Source organism: Bacteroidota bacterium (assembly GCA_016715425.1).
GTDB lineage: Bacteria > Bacteroidota > Bacteroidia > Chitinophagales > BACL12 > JADKAC01.
In genome coordinates this window covers 527520-547045 of sequence record JADKAC010000002.1, presented here as the reverse complement: position 1 = coordinate 547045, position 19526 = coordinate 527520, and the positions used below count along the sequence as shown (strand labels likewise).

16 protein-coding genes are annotated in these 19526 nt (G+C 35.4%); 11 read left to right on the top strand and 5 right to left on the bottom strand.

Annotated elements, in window-relative coordinates; genetic code table 11:
* Nucleotides 1-11 precede the first annotated feature (11 nt).
* Complete coding sequence (locus IPN31_04185; GenBank protein ID MBK8681100.1) at nucleotides 12-1505, top strand: glycosyltransferase family 39 protein; 1494 nt, start codon at nucleotides 12-14, stop codon at nucleotides 1503-1505.
* 1067 nt (nucleotides 1506-2572) lie between these two features.
* Here IPN31_04185 and infB read toward each other — a convergent pair.
* The 3 genes from infB to IPN31_04170 form a co-directional block, all read right to left on the bottom strand.
* Nucleotides 2573-5413 (bottom strand): translation initiation factor IF-2, encoded by a 2841-nt coding sequence (gene infB / locus IPN31_04180; protein MBK8681099.1) that lies wholly within the window; start codon nucleotides 5411-5413, stop codon nucleotides 2573-2575.
* A gap of 98 nt (nucleotides 5414-5511) precedes the next feature.
* On the bottom strand, nucleotides 5512-6753 hold the full coding sequence (gene nusA / locus IPN31_04175) for a transcription termination/antitermination protein NusA (protein ID MBK8681098.1): 1242 nt from the start codon (nucleotides 6751-6753) through the stop codon (nucleotides 5512-5514).
* 37 nt (nucleotides 6754-6790) lie between these two features.
* Entirely contained in the window at nucleotides 6791-7252 is a 462-nt protein-coding gene (locus tag IPN31_04170; GenBank protein ID MBK8681097.1) for a hypothetical protein, read from the bottom strand.
* Between the two features lie 243 nt (nucleotides 7253-7495).
* Between IPN31_04170 and IPN31_04165 the strand changes: the two genes are divergently transcribed.
* The 3 genes from IPN31_04165 (at nucleotide 7496) to IPN31_04155 (ending at nucleotide 10365) form a co-directional block, all read left to right on the top strand.
* Nucleotides 7496-8098, top strand: a complete 603-nt coding sequence (locus IPN31_04165) for a hypothetical protein (GenBank protein MBK8681096.1) — start codon at nucleotides 7496-7498, stop codon at nucleotides 8096-8098.
* Nucleotides 8099-8247: 149 nt separating this feature from the next.
* A complete protein-coding gene (locus IPN31_04160; GenBank protein ID MBK8681095.1) occupies nucleotides 8248-9354 on the top strand; it encodes a Fic family protein in 1107 nt (368 codons plus the stop codon).
* 402 nt (nucleotides 9355-9756) lie between these two features.
* Nucleotides 9757-10365 (top strand): hypothetical protein, encoded by a 609-nt coding sequence (locus IPN31_04155; protein MBK8681094.1) that lies wholly within the window; start codon nucleotides 9757-9759, stop codon nucleotides 10363-10365.
* 198 nt (nucleotides 10366-10563) lie between these two features.
* Here the strand turns inward: IPN31_04155 and IPN31_04150 are convergent, their stop codons facing one another.
* Nucleotides 10564-12033, bottom strand: coding sequence for a PDZ domain-containing protein (locus IPN31_04150; GenBank protein MBK8681093.1), 1470 nt, complete (start codon nucleotides 12031-12033; stop codon nucleotides 10564-10566).
* Nucleotides 12034-12187: 154 nt separating this feature from the next.
* On the opposite strand from IPN31_04150, the gene IPN31_04145 reads away from it, so the two are divergent.
* From IPN31_04145 to IPN31_04135, 3 genes are all read left to right on the top strand, one after another.
* A complete protein-coding gene (locus IPN31_04145) occupies nucleotides 12188-13795 on the top strand; it encodes a HAMP domain-containing histidine kinase (protein ID MBK8681092.1) in 1608 nt (535 codons plus the stop codon).
* A 24-nt stretch (nucleotides 13796-13819) separates the two neighbouring features.
* Complete coding sequence (locus IPN31_04140; protein ID MBK8681091.1) at nucleotides 13820-14533, top strand: response regulator transcription factor; 714 nt, start codon at nucleotides 13820-13822, stop codon at nucleotides 14531-14533.
* A gap of 138 nt (nucleotides 14534-14671) precedes the next feature.
* Complete coding sequence (locus IPN31_04135) at nucleotides 14672-16066, top strand: hypothetical protein (protein MBK8681090.1); 1395 nt, start codon at nucleotides 14672-14674, stop codon at nucleotides 16064-16066.
* 13 nt (nucleotides 16067-16079) lie between these two features.
* Here the strand turns inward: IPN31_04135 and IPN31_04130 are convergent, their stop codons facing one another.
* A complete protein-coding gene (locus IPN31_04130; GenBank protein ID MBK8681089.1) occupies nucleotides 16080-16745 on the bottom strand; it encodes a M15 family metallopeptidase in 666 nt (221 codons plus the stop codon).
* 195 nt (nucleotides 16746-16940) lie between these two features.
* On the opposite strand from IPN31_04130, the gene atpB reads away from it, so the two are divergent.
* The 4 genes from atpB (at nucleotide 16941) to atpH (ending at nucleotide 19511) form a co-directional block, all read left to right on the top strand.
* Nucleotides 16941-18077, top strand: a complete 1137-nt coding sequence (atpB, locus tag IPN31_04125; GenBank protein MBK8681088.1) for a F0F1 ATP synthase subunit A — start codon at nucleotides 16941-16943, stop codon at nucleotides 18075-18077.
* Between the two features lie 35 nt (nucleotides 18078-18112).
* Nucleotides 18113-18349 carry an ATP synthase F0 subunit C gene (gene atpE / locus IPN31_04120; GenBank protein ID MBK8681087.1) on the top strand — a complete coding sequence of 79 codons (237 nt, stop codon included), beginning with the start codon at nucleotides 18113-18115 and terminating at the stop codon, nucleotides 18347-18349.
* A gap of 75 nt (nucleotides 18350-18424) precedes the next feature.
* Complete coding sequence (gene atpF, locus IPN31_04115; protein MBK8681086.1) at nucleotides 18425-18940, top strand: F0F1 ATP synthase subunit B; 516 nt, start codon at nucleotides 18425-18427, stop codon at nucleotides 18938-18940.
* Between the two features lie 10 nt (nucleotides 18941-18950).
* On the top strand, nucleotides 18951-19511 hold the full coding sequence (gene atpH / locus IPN31_04110) for an ATP synthase F1 subunit delta (protein MBK8681085.1): 561 nt from the start codon (nucleotides 18951-18953) through the stop codon (nucleotides 19509-19511).
* Nucleotides 19512-19526: the final 15 nt, after the last annotated feature.

Genomic DNA, 19526 nt, shown 5'->3' with positions numbered 1-19526 from the left:
TTTTAATTCTGATGATTAAAATATCTGCCTCCAAAAATTTTTATACTTATCTGATTCTTTTTTTTGGTGCACTTGGAATAAGAATACTTTTTAATTCTTTATTTCCTTATCTGCACGACTGGGACGAACGCTTTCATGCATTGGTAGCCAAGAATATGATGACGCATCCATTCACCCCGATGCTTCGTGCTGATCCTGTATTACCTTATGATGAAATTTCATGGACCGATGGACATATCTGGCGTCATAAACAACCATTGTTTTTATGGCAGATGGCATTGAGTATGAAAATATTTGGTGTCAACTTATTTGCCTTGCGATTGCCAAGTGCAATAATGGGTGCGCTTTCAGTTGTATTCATTTTTCGCATTGGTATTCTATTTAAAAACAAATTCGCAGGATTAATTGCTGCATTACTTTTTACTTTTTCTTCTTATCAATTAGAGCTTACCAATGGTGTTATTGGAATGGACCATAATGATGTGGCTTTTGGTTTTTATATCCTCGCTTCCTTCTGGTGTTATTTTGAATATAAAGCATCACAAAAAAAATATTGGATTTTTCTTATTGGTTTATTTGCGGGTTGCGCAATACTGAATAAATGGTTGGTGGGGTTATTAATTTTTGCAGTATGGGGAATTGAATTGTTATTGCAACATAAAAAGCATTTGCGACTAAAACATTTTTATCCATTGCTGCAATCATTTATTATTTGCTGTATTGTTTTTATTCCATGGCAGATTTATATTTTAAATCAATTTCCTGTACTCAGTCGTTATGAATTTAATTACAATACAAAGCATCTTACTGAATCAGTAGAGGGAATGCAAACAAACTTCTGGTATTATTTTCAAATTTGGCATTTTCAATATTCCTATTACCTGCTTCCTTTTATTGCAATTGCTTTTTGGAAATTGAAAAATAAAATAATTAATACCGGATGGATATCATTACTGTTTCCAATCATAATTGTGTATTTGTTTTTTACTGTAATTACTAAATCGAAAGGTATAAGCTATGTATTTATTGCAGCACCATTTATTTTTCTGTTAGTGGGTTTTGGTGTTACCCAATTATTTATTTGGATAAAAGAAAATTTTAATATTCGTTGGAATAATACATTTGAAGTTCTAATAATTTTATTTCTCATTATTGCAGTTTTTAAACCTCTCACCAATCAGAAATATTATTTTAAAAAAGGAGGACATTATTTGAATGTGGAGAATAAGGAAGCTAAAAAATATAATACTGCTATCTATAAAGAACTCGATTCTATTCTACCTGAAAATTATGTACTACTCAACTGCAAATCTTTTGAGGATATCGAAGCAATGTTCTGGAGCAATCAGAATGTATATCAATTTTATCCCGATGAAGAAAATTATTTTCAACTAAAACAAGAAGGATATAAAATTGCAGTTTTCGTTGCAAGATCGAATTATGAATTACCAGACTATATAGCTAATGATCCTGATGTATTAATTCTGGATAAGCAGTTGAAGTGATTGGGAATAGTATCGGGTATCGGGTATTGAGTATTGAGTAATCAGTGATGAGATTTAGTGAATAGTGAGTGGTGAATAGTGAATAAAAAAATCAGCAATGAGTAATGATTTTTTTTCAAAGTCAAAGTCAAAGTTTTTTGCCAATAGCCAAATGCTAACTGCCAATAGCCATATGGTGAGTAATCTCAATGAACGAAGAGTTTTTTAACCTGAAACTCGAAACCCGAAACATTTTTTATCAATGTCTAAGTCAATCGTTTAAGTTTTTTTTCATTGTCAACTGTTTACTGTTAATTGTTTTGACCCACCTCTTATCCTCCCTTAAAAAAGAAGGGAGGACGTTTATGCAGTGTTATTTTCAAATATGATGTAATAATTATGAGTAGCGTTTAAAAGCCCATTGCAAATAGCATTTAATTAAATGAAGAATGAAAGAATGAGTAATTAGAAATTAGAGGCAAAACCCAGCTGTAAAAAATTTAACCACATAGCAACATAGAAATTGCACGGAGTTCACGAAGAGAAAAAACACGGAGATGCACGGAGAAAAAAAAATATTTTTAATAAACTTGAATTTGATAGAACGATGCTTAAACGTCCTCCCCCTCCTTCGGCGGGTAAACAGTTTGAGGGAGGATAAGAGGTGGGTCAAAACACAATATTGAAGTGCTACAACATTATTTAAGAAAAAAAAACGCAGCTATCCGGAGAAATAAAAAGAAAAATTTAACCACAAAGCGACATAGAAAAAAATAAAGAAAACATAAGAAAAAGAATTCAATAGTAAGCTTATCATTTTCATTCTCCGTAATGCCTATGAGAGTGTTTAACTTGAAGACGAACGATAATTTTTTTAACCCGAAACTCGGAACCCGAAACATTTTTTGTCAACGTTCAATAGTCAAAGTCAAAGTTTTTTGCCAATAGCCAAATGCTTACTGCCAATAGCCTTATGGTGAGTAATCTCTAATGAACGATGAGTTTTTCAACCCGGAACTTGAAACATGAAACTTGAAACCCAAAACATTTCTTTCATTGTCAACTGTCCACTGTCAATTGTCATTTTTTTAAAGCGTTCTCTTAGTTTCCACTTCCTCATAACCTTCAATAATATCACCTTCTTTAATATCGTTGAAGTTTTTAATGGTAAGTCCGCATTCCATACCTGCAGTTACTTCTTTAGCATCATCTTTAAATCGTTTCAAGGAATCTAACTGACCTGAATAGATAACTATACCATCACGTATCAAACGTATTTTCGTATTGCGTGTAATTTTTCCTTCCTGAACATAACATCCTGCAATTGTGCCGAGCTTACTAATTTTAAATGTTTCTCTCACTAATACAGTACAGGTAATTTTCTCTTCCACTTTTGGTGCAAGCATACCTTCCATTGCACTCTTCACTTCTTCAATTGCAGCATAAATAATGCTGTACAAGCGAATTTCTACACCTTCTTTTTCAGCAAGATGACGTACAGAACTTGAAGGCCTCACCTGGAAACCAACGATTACTGCATCGGATGCAGAAGCAAGCATAATATCACTTTCTGTAATTTGACCAACACCTTTATAAATAACATTCACCTGAACTTCTTCAGTAGAAAGTTTCAGTAAGCTATCAGTCAATGCTTCAGCAGAACCATCCACATCGGCCTTGATAATAATATTCAATTCACGGAAAGTACCCAATGCTTTACGACGTCCGATTTCTTCTAGCGTAATATGTTTCTTGGTGCGAATTCCTTGTTCACGAATTATTTGCATGCGACGGGTAGCAGTAGATTTTGCTTCATCCTCATTTGCAAATACTCTGAATTTTTCACCTGCTTGAGGAGCGCCATTTAAACCCAATACTAAAACCGGTGTTGAAGGACCGGCTTCAGCAACTTTTTGATTGCGCTCATTAAACATCGCTTTCACTCTGCCGTAATAAGGTCCTGCCACTATCATATCGCCATTCTTCAAAGTACCTTCCTGCACCATGATATTACAAGTATATCCTCGTCCCTTATCCAATGCTGCTTCAATCGTAGTTCCGATAGCAGGTTTATCCGGATTAGCTTTCAAGTCAAGTAGCTCAGCTTCCAATAAAATTTTCTCCAATAACAGATTTACATTCAAACCGGATTTTGCAGAAATTTCCTGACTTTGATATTTACCGCCCCAGTCTTCAACAAGAATATTTAGTTGAGCAAGTTGTTCTTTTATCCGTTCAGGAAGTGCACCCGGTTTATCAATTTTATTTATTGCAAAAACCATCGGCACACCCGCTGCTTGCGCATGGCTGATTGCTTCACGGGTTTGCGGCATTATTTCATCATCCGCAGCAATTACAATTACTGCAATATCTGTAAGTTTCGCACCACGGGCACGCATGGCAGTAAAAGCCTCGTGACCGGGAGTATCTAAAAATGCAATATGTTTTTCGCCTGTAACCACCACATCATACGCACCGATGTGTTGAGTGATTCCACCCTTTTCACCTGCCACCACATTTGCTTCACGAATATGATCCAGCAGCGATGTTTTACCGTGATCCACATGACCCATAATTGTAACAATGGGAGCACGGAATTTTAAAGTATCAGTCGCATCTTCTTCATCTTTTTCATCTTCCTCATTTCCTGATGCATTGATAAATTTTAATTTGAAATTAAATTCATCTGCGAGTAATTCTATAATCTCCGCATCCAAACGTTGATTAATAGAAACCATCATTCCCAATTCAAAACATTTCATGATTAAATCGGTAGGTGGCACATTCATTAAACTTGCTAATTCAGATAATGAAGTGAATTCCGCAACTTGTAACACATTGCTTTGTGCAGCTTGTAATTCTTCTTGTATCGCTACCTTTTCCCTGTTCACCTGCTTGCGCATTTTCGCTTTCGCTTTCCCCTTTCCGGTTTGTGCTGTACCACTCATTTTTGCGAGTGTGTTGCGCACTTGTTCCTGAATGATGCGTTCTTGTTCTTCGGGATCTACCGTGGTTGTTTTGCGTGTTTCTCTTGCACGTTGTTGCTTGCGTTCGTCTTCTTTTACTTTATCTACATTAATGCGTTGTTGCTTTTTAATGCGTTTTCTTTTCTTTCTTGGATCATCTCCGGGAGCATGTTTCTTCTCCGATTTTTTATCCGGCTGTTGTGGTATTTCAATTTTTCCCATCACCTTAGGGCCGGTGAGGGTTACTCTTTTGGTTAGGATCATTTCCATTTCCTTCGTTTCTGGTACCACCTCTTGTTTTTTCTGTATTACGGGTTCTTCTATTTTTTCAGGTTTCTTTTCTTCCTCCACCGGAATTGGTTCTAGTGTTTTTTCTTGAGGTTTTTCTTCTACCGGTTTTTCTTCTTCTTGTTTTTTCTCTTCTATTTTCTTCTCATCGGGTTTCTTTTCTTCAACCACTTTCTCTTCTACTTTCTTTTCTTCAGGTTTCTTCTCCTCTTTCTTCTTCTTGCCTTTATTATCTACAATTTCTATCGTGTCAATTACTTTCGGCGTCACCAGTTTTTCACTCTTGGCTTTTATCACTTCCTCTTTCACAGGTTCTTCAACAACCGGTTTTTCAACTACTGGTTTTTCTTTTACCGGAGGTGTTTCAATTATTTCAGCTTTGGGTTCTTCTTTCTTTGTTTTAACAGGTTCCGATTTTTTAGCAACTATTACTTCTTCTTCCTGCTTTTCTATTTTACGAGCTAAGCCAATATTTACCTGATCCGCTTTTTCTTTCAGCACTTTATCCTTCGAATATTCTTTCAGTAAGGCATAGAACATCTCCTCATTGAGTTTGAAAGTGGGTTTACTTTCCACCGCATAGCCCTGCTTTTGCAGAAATTCAACAATATGCTGAACTCCTACATTAAACTCTTTTGAGGCTGCTGCTAACCTTATACTTTTATCTTCGGCCATAAATAGTTACACGGTATTTCTACCGAAATTAATTTTGTTTTAACATGTAAAGTTAATCACTATGTACAGCAATTATATTTTTTGCACATAATGACTTGTTATTCTCCATCAAACTCATCCTTCAGAATGCGCATGATTTCACGAATGGTTTCTTCTTCCAAATCCGTACGGCGTACTAAATCATCCACACTTAATTCCAATACACTTTTTGCTGTATCGCATCCAATAGATTTTAATTCGTCAATCATCCATTCTTCTATCTCATCAGTAAATTCATCCAGATCCACATCATAATCTTCTTCTTCTGTATCACGGAACACATCAATATCATATCCGGTAAGTGAACATGCAAGTTTAATATTCAATCCACCTTTACCGATTGCTAATGAAACCTGATCGGGTGAAAGAAATACTCTTGCTCTTTTGCTTTCCGCATCTAATTCAATACTATTAATTTTCGCAGGGCTTAATGCTCTTTGAATTAATAGCGACATATTATTTGTGTAATTAATTATATCAATATTTTCATTGCGCAATTCACGAACAATTCCATGAATTCTGCTTCCCTTCATTCCCACACATGCACCAACCGGATCAATGCGATCATCAAAAGATTCTACTGCTACTTTTGCTCTTTCTCCCGGCGCACGAACAATGCGGCGAATAACTATTAAACCATCAAATACTTCGGGTACTTCCTGCTCCATAAGTTTAGCAAGAAATGAACTATCGGTTCTACTTAAAATAACCAATGGATTGCCATTGCGCAGCTCTACATTTTTTACAACCGCACGAATGGTATCTCCTTTTTTATAATTATCAGAAGGTATCATTTCCATACGTGGTAAAATCAATTCATTACCATCATCATCCAACAACAACACTTCTTTTTTCCAAACCTGATATACTTCTCCGGTTACAATATCTCCGATACGATCGTTGTATTTTTTAAATATTTCATCCTTCTCTAACTCATTAATTTTTTGAGTTAATGCCTGACGAATGGCAAGAATAATTCTGCGACCAAAACTTTCGATATTAACTTCTTCGTAAGTTTCTTCACCCACTTGAAAATCGGGTTCCATTACCAATGCATCAGTTAAAGAAATTTCTGTGGCCGGATTTTGCACCATGCCGTCTTCTACTATCATGCGCCGATGCCAAATTTCAAGGTCACCCTTTTCGGTGTTTACGATAATATCAAAGTTCTCGTCGGTTTCATATTTTTTACGGATGATGGTGCGGAAAATATCTTCCAGCACTTTCATCAGCGTAGGACGATCAATATTTTTCATGTCCTTAAACTCGCTGAATGATTCAACCAATTGTAAACTATTCATATACTTTAGTTTTAATAATTATTCCTTTTGTATTGTATTAAAATGAAATCTTCTTCTTTGTACTTTTTATTTCTTCCAAAGTAAATTCCTCTTCCACAAGTTCCGGTTTCTTGCCTTTTACTTTTACCGGTAATGCAATTTGCAATGTCAACTTCTCTCCATCATATTGCTTTAAAATACCTTCTTTTTTTACACCTGAATGCAATACCAGTTCCACCGTTTTGCCAATATTTTTCAGATACTGTCTTTCCACTTTAAATGGATTTTCCATACCCGGCGAACTCACATCCAACATATAGTTATCGCCAAAAGCCGGATCGTTTTCCATATAGAAATTCAAGTATCTGCTCACCTGTTCACATGCGCTAATGGTAACTCCTGCATCGGTATCCATATAAATTTCAAACTTGCCGTTTGACGGATTATGCCTGATATCTACCAGAAAACAATCCAATTCCTCCAGCTTGGGTGCTAACCACTCTTGTATCTTTTCTTTCAAAACGTCCATATCCGGAAACAAAAGAGGGGACGCCACTGTGTCCCCTCTTTCGAAGTTGCTGCAAATATAAGGGTAACAATTGTAATTATAAAGCCGGGAGAATCAGGATTAGATGGGGTGTGATTAGTGCGGTGAAATATTTCAGAATTAATCTTTTAATTTTAATCAACTGCTCAGAAGAATACAATGAAGATTTCCCACTCCCATTATTTCAATCAACTTATCATACTTCTGGTGATGGTAATGCCATTTCTAAATTGTTCCATAGATGAACCTTCACCATATGTGGAATTTAATATTACAGCCAATACATTTTATGGGGTAAAAATTTTTCTTGATATAAATTCTGATGGCGAAGATGATATCGAATTTACAGGCGGAAAAAGTTCTTCACCGGGAGGCTATCAAAACGAAAATTATAATATCAATATTCTTAATCCCGATTATAGAATTTTAGTAAAATCAAGGGAGGAACCAATTTGTACTTATGAATATATTTTTGATTCACTACCGGCAATTGATTCGAAGAATTGTGATGGTGATGCAGGAACTGTAATTGCCGACAGTACATATATATCTCCTGTAGTATTGCCCGGAGATACTATTGGGTTAAATGGTTTTTTTAGTAATTCTTCACCACTGTTTTTTGCATCCTATTATGGGTATCATCCATATTATGCAAATCCAATTAGCCACTTAAAAGATATTGATGTCTCCCACGGAATTTATTTGGATGGATTATCAGGTTATATCCTCATCGAAAATAAATCAGGATTAAGACAGCGCCTGTATTATGAATTTCATGATTACTTTTTTAGTATTCTGCAACTTCAGCCCGATAATTAATAGGATGAATTATTATTCAATTGATAGTGCAAGTATGTTCCTCAAAACATAGCCTTGTGATCCTGCATTCCAATGCGGTGAAAAGTTAAAATAATCACCGCATTTATGCGGCGTATAATTCATATATTTACCGCACAATAGCTAATTAAATGGCAAAATACATATATGATTATAAGAACTGGACAGATTTTTCCTGGCAGGATAAAGCTATAAATGCAATATTTGGCGAGGTGCGGCTAATGCAAGGTAAGATTATAGGGCAAATGCATAGCTTGGGTTTTACTGTTAAAGAAGAGGCCACCCTCACTACATTATCCTTAGACGTAGTAAAATCCTCAGAAATAGAAGGAGAATTACTCAATTATGATCAAGTACGCTCTTCCATTGCCAGGCGTTTAGGCATCAACACCGCAGGACTTGTACCGAGCAGCCGCCATATTGAAGGTGTAGTAGAAATGATGCTTGATGCCACTCAGCGCCATTCTTTGCCGCTAACTGAAAACCGCTTATTTGGTTGGCATGCAGCACTATTTCCAACTGGCTACAGCGGAACTAATAAAATTGAAGTAGGCCAATACCGCACAGGCAACATGCAGGTGATTTCGGGTGCAATGGGCAAAGAAAAAATACACTATGAAGCCGTAAAGCCAGAATTGGTAAAACCGGAAATGGACAAGTTTCTGGATTGGTGCCAGGATGAAAACCGACTTGATCCTGTTTTAAAAGCGGCTATTGCGCATTTTTGGTTTATCATCATTCACCCTTTTGATGATGGAAATGGTAGAATTGGAAGAGCGATCACCGATATGTTCCTTGCCCGTGCCGAAGGAAGTGGTGAACGCTTTTACAGTATGTCGAGCCAAATACTAACTGAATGTAAACGATATTATGAAGTATTACAAAAAGTACAACATAGTTCGGGCGACATAACTGATTGGCTAGAATGGTTTTTACATTGCCTAAAAAATGCAATGCTTACCACGGAAATTACAACAGAAAAAATATTGCATAAAGCGGAGTTTTGGAAACGACATGAACATACTCGAATCAATCAACGCCAACGATTAATGCTCAACAAACTCTTTGATGGTTTTGAAGGGAAACTACAAACTTCAAAATGGGCTAAAATTTCCAAAACCTCCAACGACACAGCCTTGCGGGACATAAAGGATCTGATAGAAAAAGGCGTTTTGCAACAAACCAATGAAGGAGGACGAAACGCTAACTACGAATTAGTTGACATTAAAACAGAATAACAATTGGCTTGCGAAATGTGATGACGACGATCATGATGATGAGATGTAATTGATTAAATAAAAATGCAAGTCTAAAGGCAGGTTCCTCAAAACATAGCCTTGTGTGTGAGCCTTTGAGAAGCTGCGTATAGATATTTAAATTTTATTATACTATTTATTTAATCCTACATTTCAATGGCAAATAATAAAGTAAAACACCCTCCATCTATTCTTTACTTAAAAATAAATTTGTTTTTTATAATTATCTGATTTAATATAGATAATCCAAAAAGTCTAACCATGAATAATTTAATTATTATTTTGAGTTTTAAATACAAGATGCAAAATGTATTACACCAGAATAATTATTTATCATTTTATTTAATTGTATAACTATCGAATAGACTAATCTAAAATAGGATTATGAAAAAAATATATTTATTAACCATAATAAGCTTATTAATTATTTCTTGTGAAAAAGAAAGCGGCCCCACAAAAATTAACGGCTCCGTAAAGGACAAAACCACCAATGCCGGAATTGAAAATGCCGAAGTAGGCTTATTTGAAACGGATGGTGAAAGTGCCTTTGGCTTAGGCGGTGTTTTAATTGACGAAATATATTCTGATGCCGACGGCAAATTTACTTTTGATTTTGAAGCCCGCAAAGGCTACAGCTATTATGTGCAGGCAATAAAAGACCAATTTTGGAATAACCAAACCGATAATATCACTTTTGTGGAAAATACCGGCGGCGAAACGGATGTTACTGTTTTTTTGCAGCCGGAAGGGTGGTTGAGTATTCGACTACATAATATTAATGTATATAATCCCACTGATTATATAAGTGTTAGTGATATAGGCCTATTTTATGGAAATGCTATTGATACTACTGTTGTTCAAATTATTTATGGAAATCAAGAAAATAGAATTGTTTGGGGCATCGTAATCGATGGTATTCCTCCAGAAGTGAATGAGTTTATTTACATTTATTGTCCTGCATTCGACACTACATTTTACGAAATACTTTATTAACCCTTAAAACCCTCAATATGAAAAATTACGCACTATTTATTGCCATCAGTTTATTTGACTTCCCGCCATATTCCCCCACCGTACCCGTTCATTCCTCAAAACATAGCCTTGTGTGATAGCCTTTGAGAACCTGCGTTTATAGAAATAAAAAAAGGCAGGAAAACATCCTGCCTTTATAAAATATATTGAGTAAAAAAATTATTGCACCACTATCTGCTTGGTTGCAGAAAACCCATTTTGAGTTACATTAATTAAATAATTTCCTTTCGCATTATTTCCCAGGCTTATTACTTTCTCATAGCTGCCTTCAAATCCTTTTAAATCTTCATTATACACTGTAGCACCTTGAATATCTTTTATCGTAATTTGAGTATCACCATTTTGTTTTAGATTAAATTTTAAAGTGAAAGTGCCATTGTTTGGATTGGGATAAAATTGAATTGTTTCAGGATTTAAAATTTCAGGATTCATTGCATCATCTGCATTTTTTTCATCAGCTTCTTTACTGCTTTGCTTAATTACTTTAATTTGCATATTCACATTTTTTCCAGTGCTATCACCCATACAATATGCATAGGTATGTACACCACAAGGTGGAGCCGGATGCATTGGAAATGGATGCATAGAATCCTCATCACCTTTCCACATAAATATTTCTGATTTCCTGCTTTTTAAATTGGTAGTTACTGTATTCTTTTTTCCATTCCGCAGGTAAGTAATTTCTATATCATCGCCCGGATTTTTTGCTTCTATTATTTCTAAAATCGCATTGTAATTATTTACAGAAATTCCATCCAATGCAGTAATAATATCACCCTTCATCAAACCTGCTTCTTCTGCTGCTGAACCTGCTTCTGTTCCTTCTATTAAAACTCCATTATCTGCTTCACTCAAGTGCACACCCAGAAATGCTTTTTCTGTTGCCATTCCCATGGTGGAATCATTCCATTGCATTTCAAATTCCTTCCCCCAATCTTCCCATTGCTTACCATATTCTTCCCACTCATTCGATTCAAAATAATTTGCATTTTCTTTTAATGTGGTTTTAGCAGTTTGTGTTTTTCCATTACGAATATAAGTTACATTAATAGCAGTACCCGGTTCAAAATCTCCGATTATTTCAACCAGATTATTAGTTGACTCAACCGTCATTTCATTAATTTTTGTAATTACATCACCCACTAATAAACCGGCTTCTTTTGCAGCAGAATTTTCCACTACCTCGGTTATAATTACACCACCCTTTGTTTTTTCAGAAACCACTCCTAAGAAAGATTTATTACCATTAAAAAACATCATATTCGCAGTGCCGGGCATCGGGGGCATTTCAGGAATTGGCGGACATTCAAAATGCTGCATCTGCATTTTCATTTCTTCAAAAGAAGAATCATCTATATTCATTTCAAAAGGAGGAGGGGGAGGAGGAGGTCCATCATTTATATTAATATTTAATTCAGCTACTTCATCGCCAAGGCCAAGTTCTTGTAAATATTGTTGAATATCGAAATCATTCATATTGTCAATAGTAGTATCTATCACAATAGATTTACCATTCACGTTTGCATCAATTTTTATTGTTACTTGCTCTTGATTTTGAGCCGATACTGTGAGTCCGATTAATGAAACCACTGTAATGAAACCGCTAATAATATTTCTCTGAAAATCCATGCGCACCATTTTATTTGTATTGAGAATAATTCTTTTTCTGTGATTACAAATTTAATTCAGCAACTTACCGTTGGTAGTTAATACGCAACTAAATTCTGTTAACATTTAGTTAAACCACCCAAAAGCGATTTTAACATATTGTAGATTTGTAGAGATGAAGAAAAGCCGTATCTGGATTATCATTGGATTAATGAGTACCGCATTGCTCGGTATAATCATGGTACAGGCGTATTGGATTAACAGTACCATTTCGCAAAAAGAAAAAATATTTAGTTTTCAAGTTCAGGAAGCATTAAAAACGGTAACTGAAAAATCGGAGAAGCATTGGATAGCAACTATGTTTCAAAAGCAATTGGCAGATCCGGGATTTGATAGTTTATATGCAGCAGTTTCTGTGGATGATTTAACGGCAGAACAAATATTAAACGACAGCATAATTTTACAGATAGTAAAGGACACAAAATCCAACGAAATTCTTACTCAGGATTTGAAGGGTATTCGGGGTACAATTATTTCAGAAGGAATTTCCGGTTCTCGTCCAACGATGTATTTAACACCAATGGAATTTAATGGAAATATTTCCGGCGATCCATATTCAACAGGTGATGAATTAGCTTCAAATATTTTAAGTGAAATAGATAAACAATTTCAACTGAATGCAGGTAAACTAAATGAAGTGATGCAGCAAATGATGTTGGAAATGATGAGCCAGGGAATTACACCGGCAGAAAAAATTGACTCTGCATATTTAAATAAATTATTGTTGGAAGAATTGGGAGCAAGAGGTATTGAAACCGAATTTCATTATGGTGTTTTAGTGGATAATAAATATTTATTTTCAACACAAACATCAGATCAAAAAACTACACTTATTAATTCGCCATATAAAGCAAGTTTATTTCCGGGAAATATTTTTACGACTTCGGATATCCTGTTGGTGGATTTTCCTAATCAGCAAACCTATTTGATGAGCTCTGTAAAATTATTGTTGTTTGGTTCGCTGCTGTTTACTGCGATTATTATTCTGATGTTTGGTTACACCATGCAAATCATTTTCAGACAGAAAAAATTATCTGAAATAAAAAGTGATTTCATTAATAACATGACGCATGAATTTAAAACACCACTTGCCACAATTTCATTAGCGGTGGATGCAATTAATAATCCGACTATTTTAGGTAATTCTGAAAAAGTAAAATACTATTCGCATTTGATAAAAGAAGAAAACAAACGCATGAATGGGCAAGTGGAAAAAGTATTGCAAATGGCGCTGTTGGATAAAAATGAAATTGCAATAAGTACGGATGAAGTGGACATGCATGACATCATTCAGCGGGCAGTAGAAAACATCAGTTTGCGAGTAGCAGAAAGCGGAGGAAAAATTACCACAGAATTACATGCTGTTAATTGCGAAATAGTAGCCGATGAAGTGCACATGATGAATGTGATTTCAAACTTATTGGATAATGCTGTAAAATATTCCGACGATAAAGTGGAAATAAAAATTACTACGGATAGCGATGATAAGGGAGTGCATGTTTCCATTCAAGATGCCGGTATAGGTATGAGTGCGGAACATCAGAAAATGATATTTGAAAAATTTTATCGTGTGCCTACCGGTAACTTACATAATGTGCAGGGTTTCGGACTTGGACTTACTTATGTGAAGGCGATAGTGGAAGCACACAACGGACTTATTTCAGTAAAAAGTAATCCCGGAAAGGGCAGCAGATTTAATATTTTTTTACCCTTTAATAATTAACCTAACAAACCAAACTAGAAAACTATGGAAGAGCAAAAAACAAGAATTCTTTTAGTAGAAGACGACCCTAATTTTGGAGCCGTATTAAAAGATTATCTCACCATGAATGATTTTAATGTAACACTTGCTACCGATGGTGAAAAAGGTATTGAGATTTTTAAGAAAGATGATTTTAATCTTTGTATTCTGGATGTGATGATGCCTAAGAAAGACGGCTTCACAACAGCTACAGAAATTAAGCGCATGAACCCTGAAATTCCCCTCATTTTTTTAACTGCAAAAACTTTGCAACAAGATATTATAGAAGGGTTTAAATTGGGTGCAGATGATTACATCACCAAACCTTTTAATAGCGAAGAATTATTGTATCGGATAAGTGCTGTATTAAAACGTGGCAGACTAAAACAAAACAATCAGCAGAAAGAATTTCAGGTGGGGAAATATCATTTCAATTATAAATCACGCATACTCACTCATGAGGGTATTCAGGAAAAACTATCTCCTAAAGAATCAGAATTGTTGCGCATGTTTTGTATGAAAGTAAATGATATTTTATATCGTGAAGAAGCATTAAAACAAATTTGGGGTAGAGACGATTATTTTACTGCCCGTAGTATGGATGTGTTTGTAACAAAATTGCGCAAGTATTTAAAGGATGATCCTACACTCGAAATTGTAAATATTCATGGCAATGGATTTCGTTTGAACATGGAAGAAGAGGAAGTGGTAGAGAAGTAATCATTCAAATACATTTCTTGTTTTTTAATAATTTATTCGAATAGATATTTTGATTATATCCGTGTGTGATTACAATTAGTTTTTTAGTTGTTGATAATTGTAAAATAGATTTTACGTTTTACGGGCAACTTTGTAAATATGAATAATATATCACTGCGTAATCTGTATTTAATTTTTCTCGGATTTTTTTCACAGATTGCATTTACTCAAACAGAAGGCACGTCTTATATCAATACCGGAAGAGGTGGAACTGCAACTACTTTTGCTACCGACTATCAAGCTTTGGGAATTAATCCTGCTAATATTGATTCCTTTGCCAAGCATACTTCTCTTACACTCGGAATTGGTGAAACAAATATTTCGTTTTATTCCGAAGCACTTAAAAAAACAGATGTGCGAAATATGTTATTTGGGAGAAAAAACCCTATCACATCGCAAGAGGCTGAAGAGCTTGGGCAATCATTTGCCGAAGAAGGGATGACAGTAAATTATGATGTGCGGGCATTCGGTCTTGGTTTCAAAATTGGTAAAGCCGGTGCACTTGCTTTTGCGGTGGATTTACATGCTTCACATTATTCTATATTAGGAGAGCAGGCTTCTTCATTAATTTTTGAAGGATATAATTATGCAAATTATTTTGATACAATTGTTTTAACACCACAGGATACTTTTGGTGTAGCTAATAACCCACTTTCGTTTTATCAATTGGCAAAAGGAACTAGAATAAAAGGATCTGCGGATATGACTTTTAATGCCGGTTGGGGAATGCAGGTTTATGAAAATGAATTTATAAAAGTGCGATTAGGAATTGGTGCTAAGTATGTGTTGAGCTATGCTTACTATGATTTGAATGCAAACGAAAATTTTCTTGGTGGTTACACTGCTATTTCAAACAATCCATTTGATTTGACAACTACACAAACACCTTCTCAGATTTATAATAATTACAAACCTGTGGGTAAAGGTTTGGGATTTGATTTGGGGGCAAATATTACGCTCTTTAAAGATTTGGATGTGGGAATTTCCGTAGTAAACATCGGTACTATGAATTATACCGCCAACCTGATATCATTTAATGATTTTGTTTTGGATACTGTGAGTTTTTCAGGATTGGATAATACCAATCCGGTGGATATGATGTATGATATTGTAAATGAAGAAAACCTCATTCAATATAATGGTATTGAAAAAATAAGTGTGTCAATGCCTACAACATTGAGGCTGGGGATTGGATACCGCATTTTTAATAACCTGCAATTGGGTGCCGATCTGGTAATGCCGTTAGTAGAAGTTGCTAATAGTTACCCCGAACCATACTTTGGTTTAGGTGCTGAATTGCGTGTATTGAAAATTTTAAAAATTTCTTCCGGTATTGCAGTTGGCGGTGGTTATAAAAGTGCAATTCCTTTTGGTTTAGGTCTTGACTTCGGCATTTGGGAAATTGGTGTTGCTTCAAGAGATGTTACTACATGGTTTGGTCAGAGTTCTCCTTATGTATCTGCTGCGGCTGGACTATTAAGATTCAGATTGTAAGTAATTTTTCTTCTTATTCAATTACTTTATAGCGCATATTTGCTTCTTCTCTTGTGCAAGAATTAAAATGCCACCATTCACTTTCTATTCCTGTAAATCCGGATTGAAACATTACCGACCTCAATAATTTTCTATTCGCAATTTGATCTGCAGTTAACCTCCCTTCTTTCAACATCTGTTCTTCAAGTGTGGGATAAGCTAATTGCCCGATAAAATCATAAGGAGTTCCCATATCTAAAGGCACACCCTGAATAGTTGCAATAGTTAAGTCAACAGCGGCACCGTAATTATGTAGAGATTTATTTGTGGGATTGCTGAGAAAATTTTTCTTCTCTGCCAATGGCACATCCAAACTGTCCCACATTAATTGCTGTATATGCAATGGTCTTACACAATCATACACCAACAAGGTGAGTGTCGAATCTTTTAATTGCAATAATTTTTCTGCCTTCTTAAGTTTATCGGCTACATCAGTTTGTAAATATGCATTTATCAAGTCTCCATACATATCCTTTCTCAAAAAATTATTTGTGGTGGAATACCTAAGCTCAACCAAAATTCCAGGGATTATATCTGCAATATTTACCAGCCCTGCAGCTATCAATTCACTTTCGAGTTTACCAGGGGGAGGAGGCAAACTATCTTTTATTTGTATTGTAATGGATTCAGTCTCAATCATAGTTTGATTTTGTTCATTCGAATGAGCGCAACTTACTATAAACACAAGCAGCAAGCTGTAAAACACTAACCTATAAATTTTTTGCTTTTTTTGCATATATAAATTCATTCTAGAATAATCCTGAAAATACCTTCCTTTTTTAGGCTTAAACATCTACCTTTGCAGCGGTTTTTAAAGCCATATATGATCAAAGTTGTGAAATACTTATTAATAGGCTCGTGTTTTCTATTTTTTGGAATAGGAAATTCTATGGCCAAAGCTGAAGGTGAATTCAATGCAAAAGAATTTGCATTACACCACATTGCCGATGCAAACACATGGCATATTGTAGGGAATTTTACAATTCCACTTCCAATTATTGTGTATCATCCGGAAAGGGGTTTGGATATGTTTATGTCCTCTAAACTACCTGAGGCTCATTCTACTGAAGCAATATCTGAAGAGCATATTGAAATACATGCAGAAGAATCCGAAGGTGGTACTATAGAAGAAATGCATACGGAAACTACGGAGCATCATGCTATTGATTCCTATAAAGGATATGTGATGTCCCATGATAGAGTTGCTACAGCGGATGGCTCTAAATTTTATGATCTTTCAATCACAAAAAATGTTGCTACACTTTTAATCACATGCGCAATTATGTTGATTATATTTATTTCTGTAGCTAATGCATATAAACGCAATACAGGAAAAGCGCCATCGGGTTTACAAAGTTTAATGGAGCCTATAATTCTTTTTGTTAGAGAAGATGTAGTGAGGCCAAACTTAGGTGATCAGACAGACAGGTTTCTACCTTATATGCTCACCTTATTTTTCTTTATTTGGATTGCAAATATATTAGGACTTATCCCTTTTATTTCAAACCCTAACCTAACAGGAAATATTACAATTACAATGGCGCTTTCATTAATGACATTTGTAATTACTAATATTAACGGAACAAAAGATTATTGGAAACATATTTTTTGGCCTCCGGGAGTGCCTTTGGGGGTTAAATTTATCTTGGTGCCAATAGAAATTCTGGGTATTTTTATTAAGCCTTTTGCCTTAATGATACGTTTGTTCGCAAACATTACTGCCGGACATATTATAGTGTTGAGTTTGATTGGGCTAGTATTTACTTTTGGAAATGCAGGTGAAAGTTTAGGTGGCGGATTGACAGGTGCATTAATCGCAGTGCCATTTGCAATTTTCATGAGCTTTTTGGAATTGCTTGTAGGATTTTTACAAGCATTTATTTTCACGATGTTGAGTGCATTATTTATTGCCTTAGCTCTTGAATCTCATGATCATCATGTGGAGCCGCATGAACCAGGGCCAATTATTTAACGGATATTATTTATCACAATAAAAAACCAGTAACAATGGAATTAATGACAATTATGCAAGAAGCATCCATCAACGGCATCGCAGCTATTGGTGCAGGTATCGCTGCTATCGGAGCAGGCATCGGTGTAGGCCGTATCGGCGGAAGCGCTGTTGAGGCAATTGCCCGCCAGCCGGAAGCAACAGGCGATATCCGTGCAAACATGATCATCGCTGCGGCACTTGTAGAAGGTGTTGCTTTATTTGCAGTGGTAGTAGCTCTTTTACAAGGGTAATCCACACAAACTACATCCCCGGGAAGGCGGTTGGCTATACCGGGGAATTTTTAAAAACAATAACTATTAAAATATATGTTTCTTCTGATTGATGCTCTTGATTTAGTAAAACCGGATCCGGGTTTATTTATCTGGACTGTGTTAGTGTTTCTCATTGTATTCTTTATACTTTGGAAATTTGCATTCAAACCCATTGGCGATGCTTTACGTGATCGTGAAAATCACATCACCAATTCTTTGCTCAGCGCTGAAAAAGCCCGTGAAGAAATGGCAAATTTGAAAGTAGATAACGAGCGCATTTTAAATGAAGCAAGAGAAGAGCGCTCGAAAATGTTGCGTGATGCAAAGGAATCGAAAGAACAAATTATAACTGAAGCAAGAGACAGAGCGAATAGCGAATATAACCGCATTGTATCCGAAGCTCAACGTCAAATTGATAATCAAAAAATGGCGGCACTAATTGAAATAAAAAATAGTGTCGGTAAAATGGTGCTGGAAGTAAGTGAAAAAGTATTGCGCCGTGAATTGAGTTTGGAAAAAGATCAGGAAGACTTTGTACGCCAGATGGTGGATGAAATAAAAATAAAATAAAGCATAAACTATGTCAGTAAGTCGTATTGCCACACGTTATGCTAAATCACTTTTGGATCTTGCAATTGAGCAGGGATTATTGGAGGAAGTGTTTGCAGATATCCGCCAGTTAAATATTGCAACGGATGAAAGCAGAGAATTTTATTTAATGCTTAAAAGTCCAATAGTAAATACGGATGATAAGCATAGTGTAATTGAAGCAATATTTGCAAATAAAATACATGCAATCACGGAGAACTGGCTTTCGATAATGGTGCGTAAAAAGAGAGAATCTTACTTACCTGAAATTATTGATGCATTTATTGTTCAATACAATCAAAAAAAACAAATTACACCTGTTACCATTACTACTGCAAAACCAATTTCAATTGCATTGCGCAATGAAATTATAGAGCGGTTGAAAATTCAGGCAAACCTTGTTCATATAGAATTAACTGAAAAAGTTGACGAGTCATTAATCGGTGGATATATTCTGCGCTTTGATAATAAATTAATTGATACAAGTATAAGCCGTGGGTTAGCTATTCTGAAAGATGAATTCGACAACAACGATTATATACGCAAATTTTAAACTTTTATAATAACG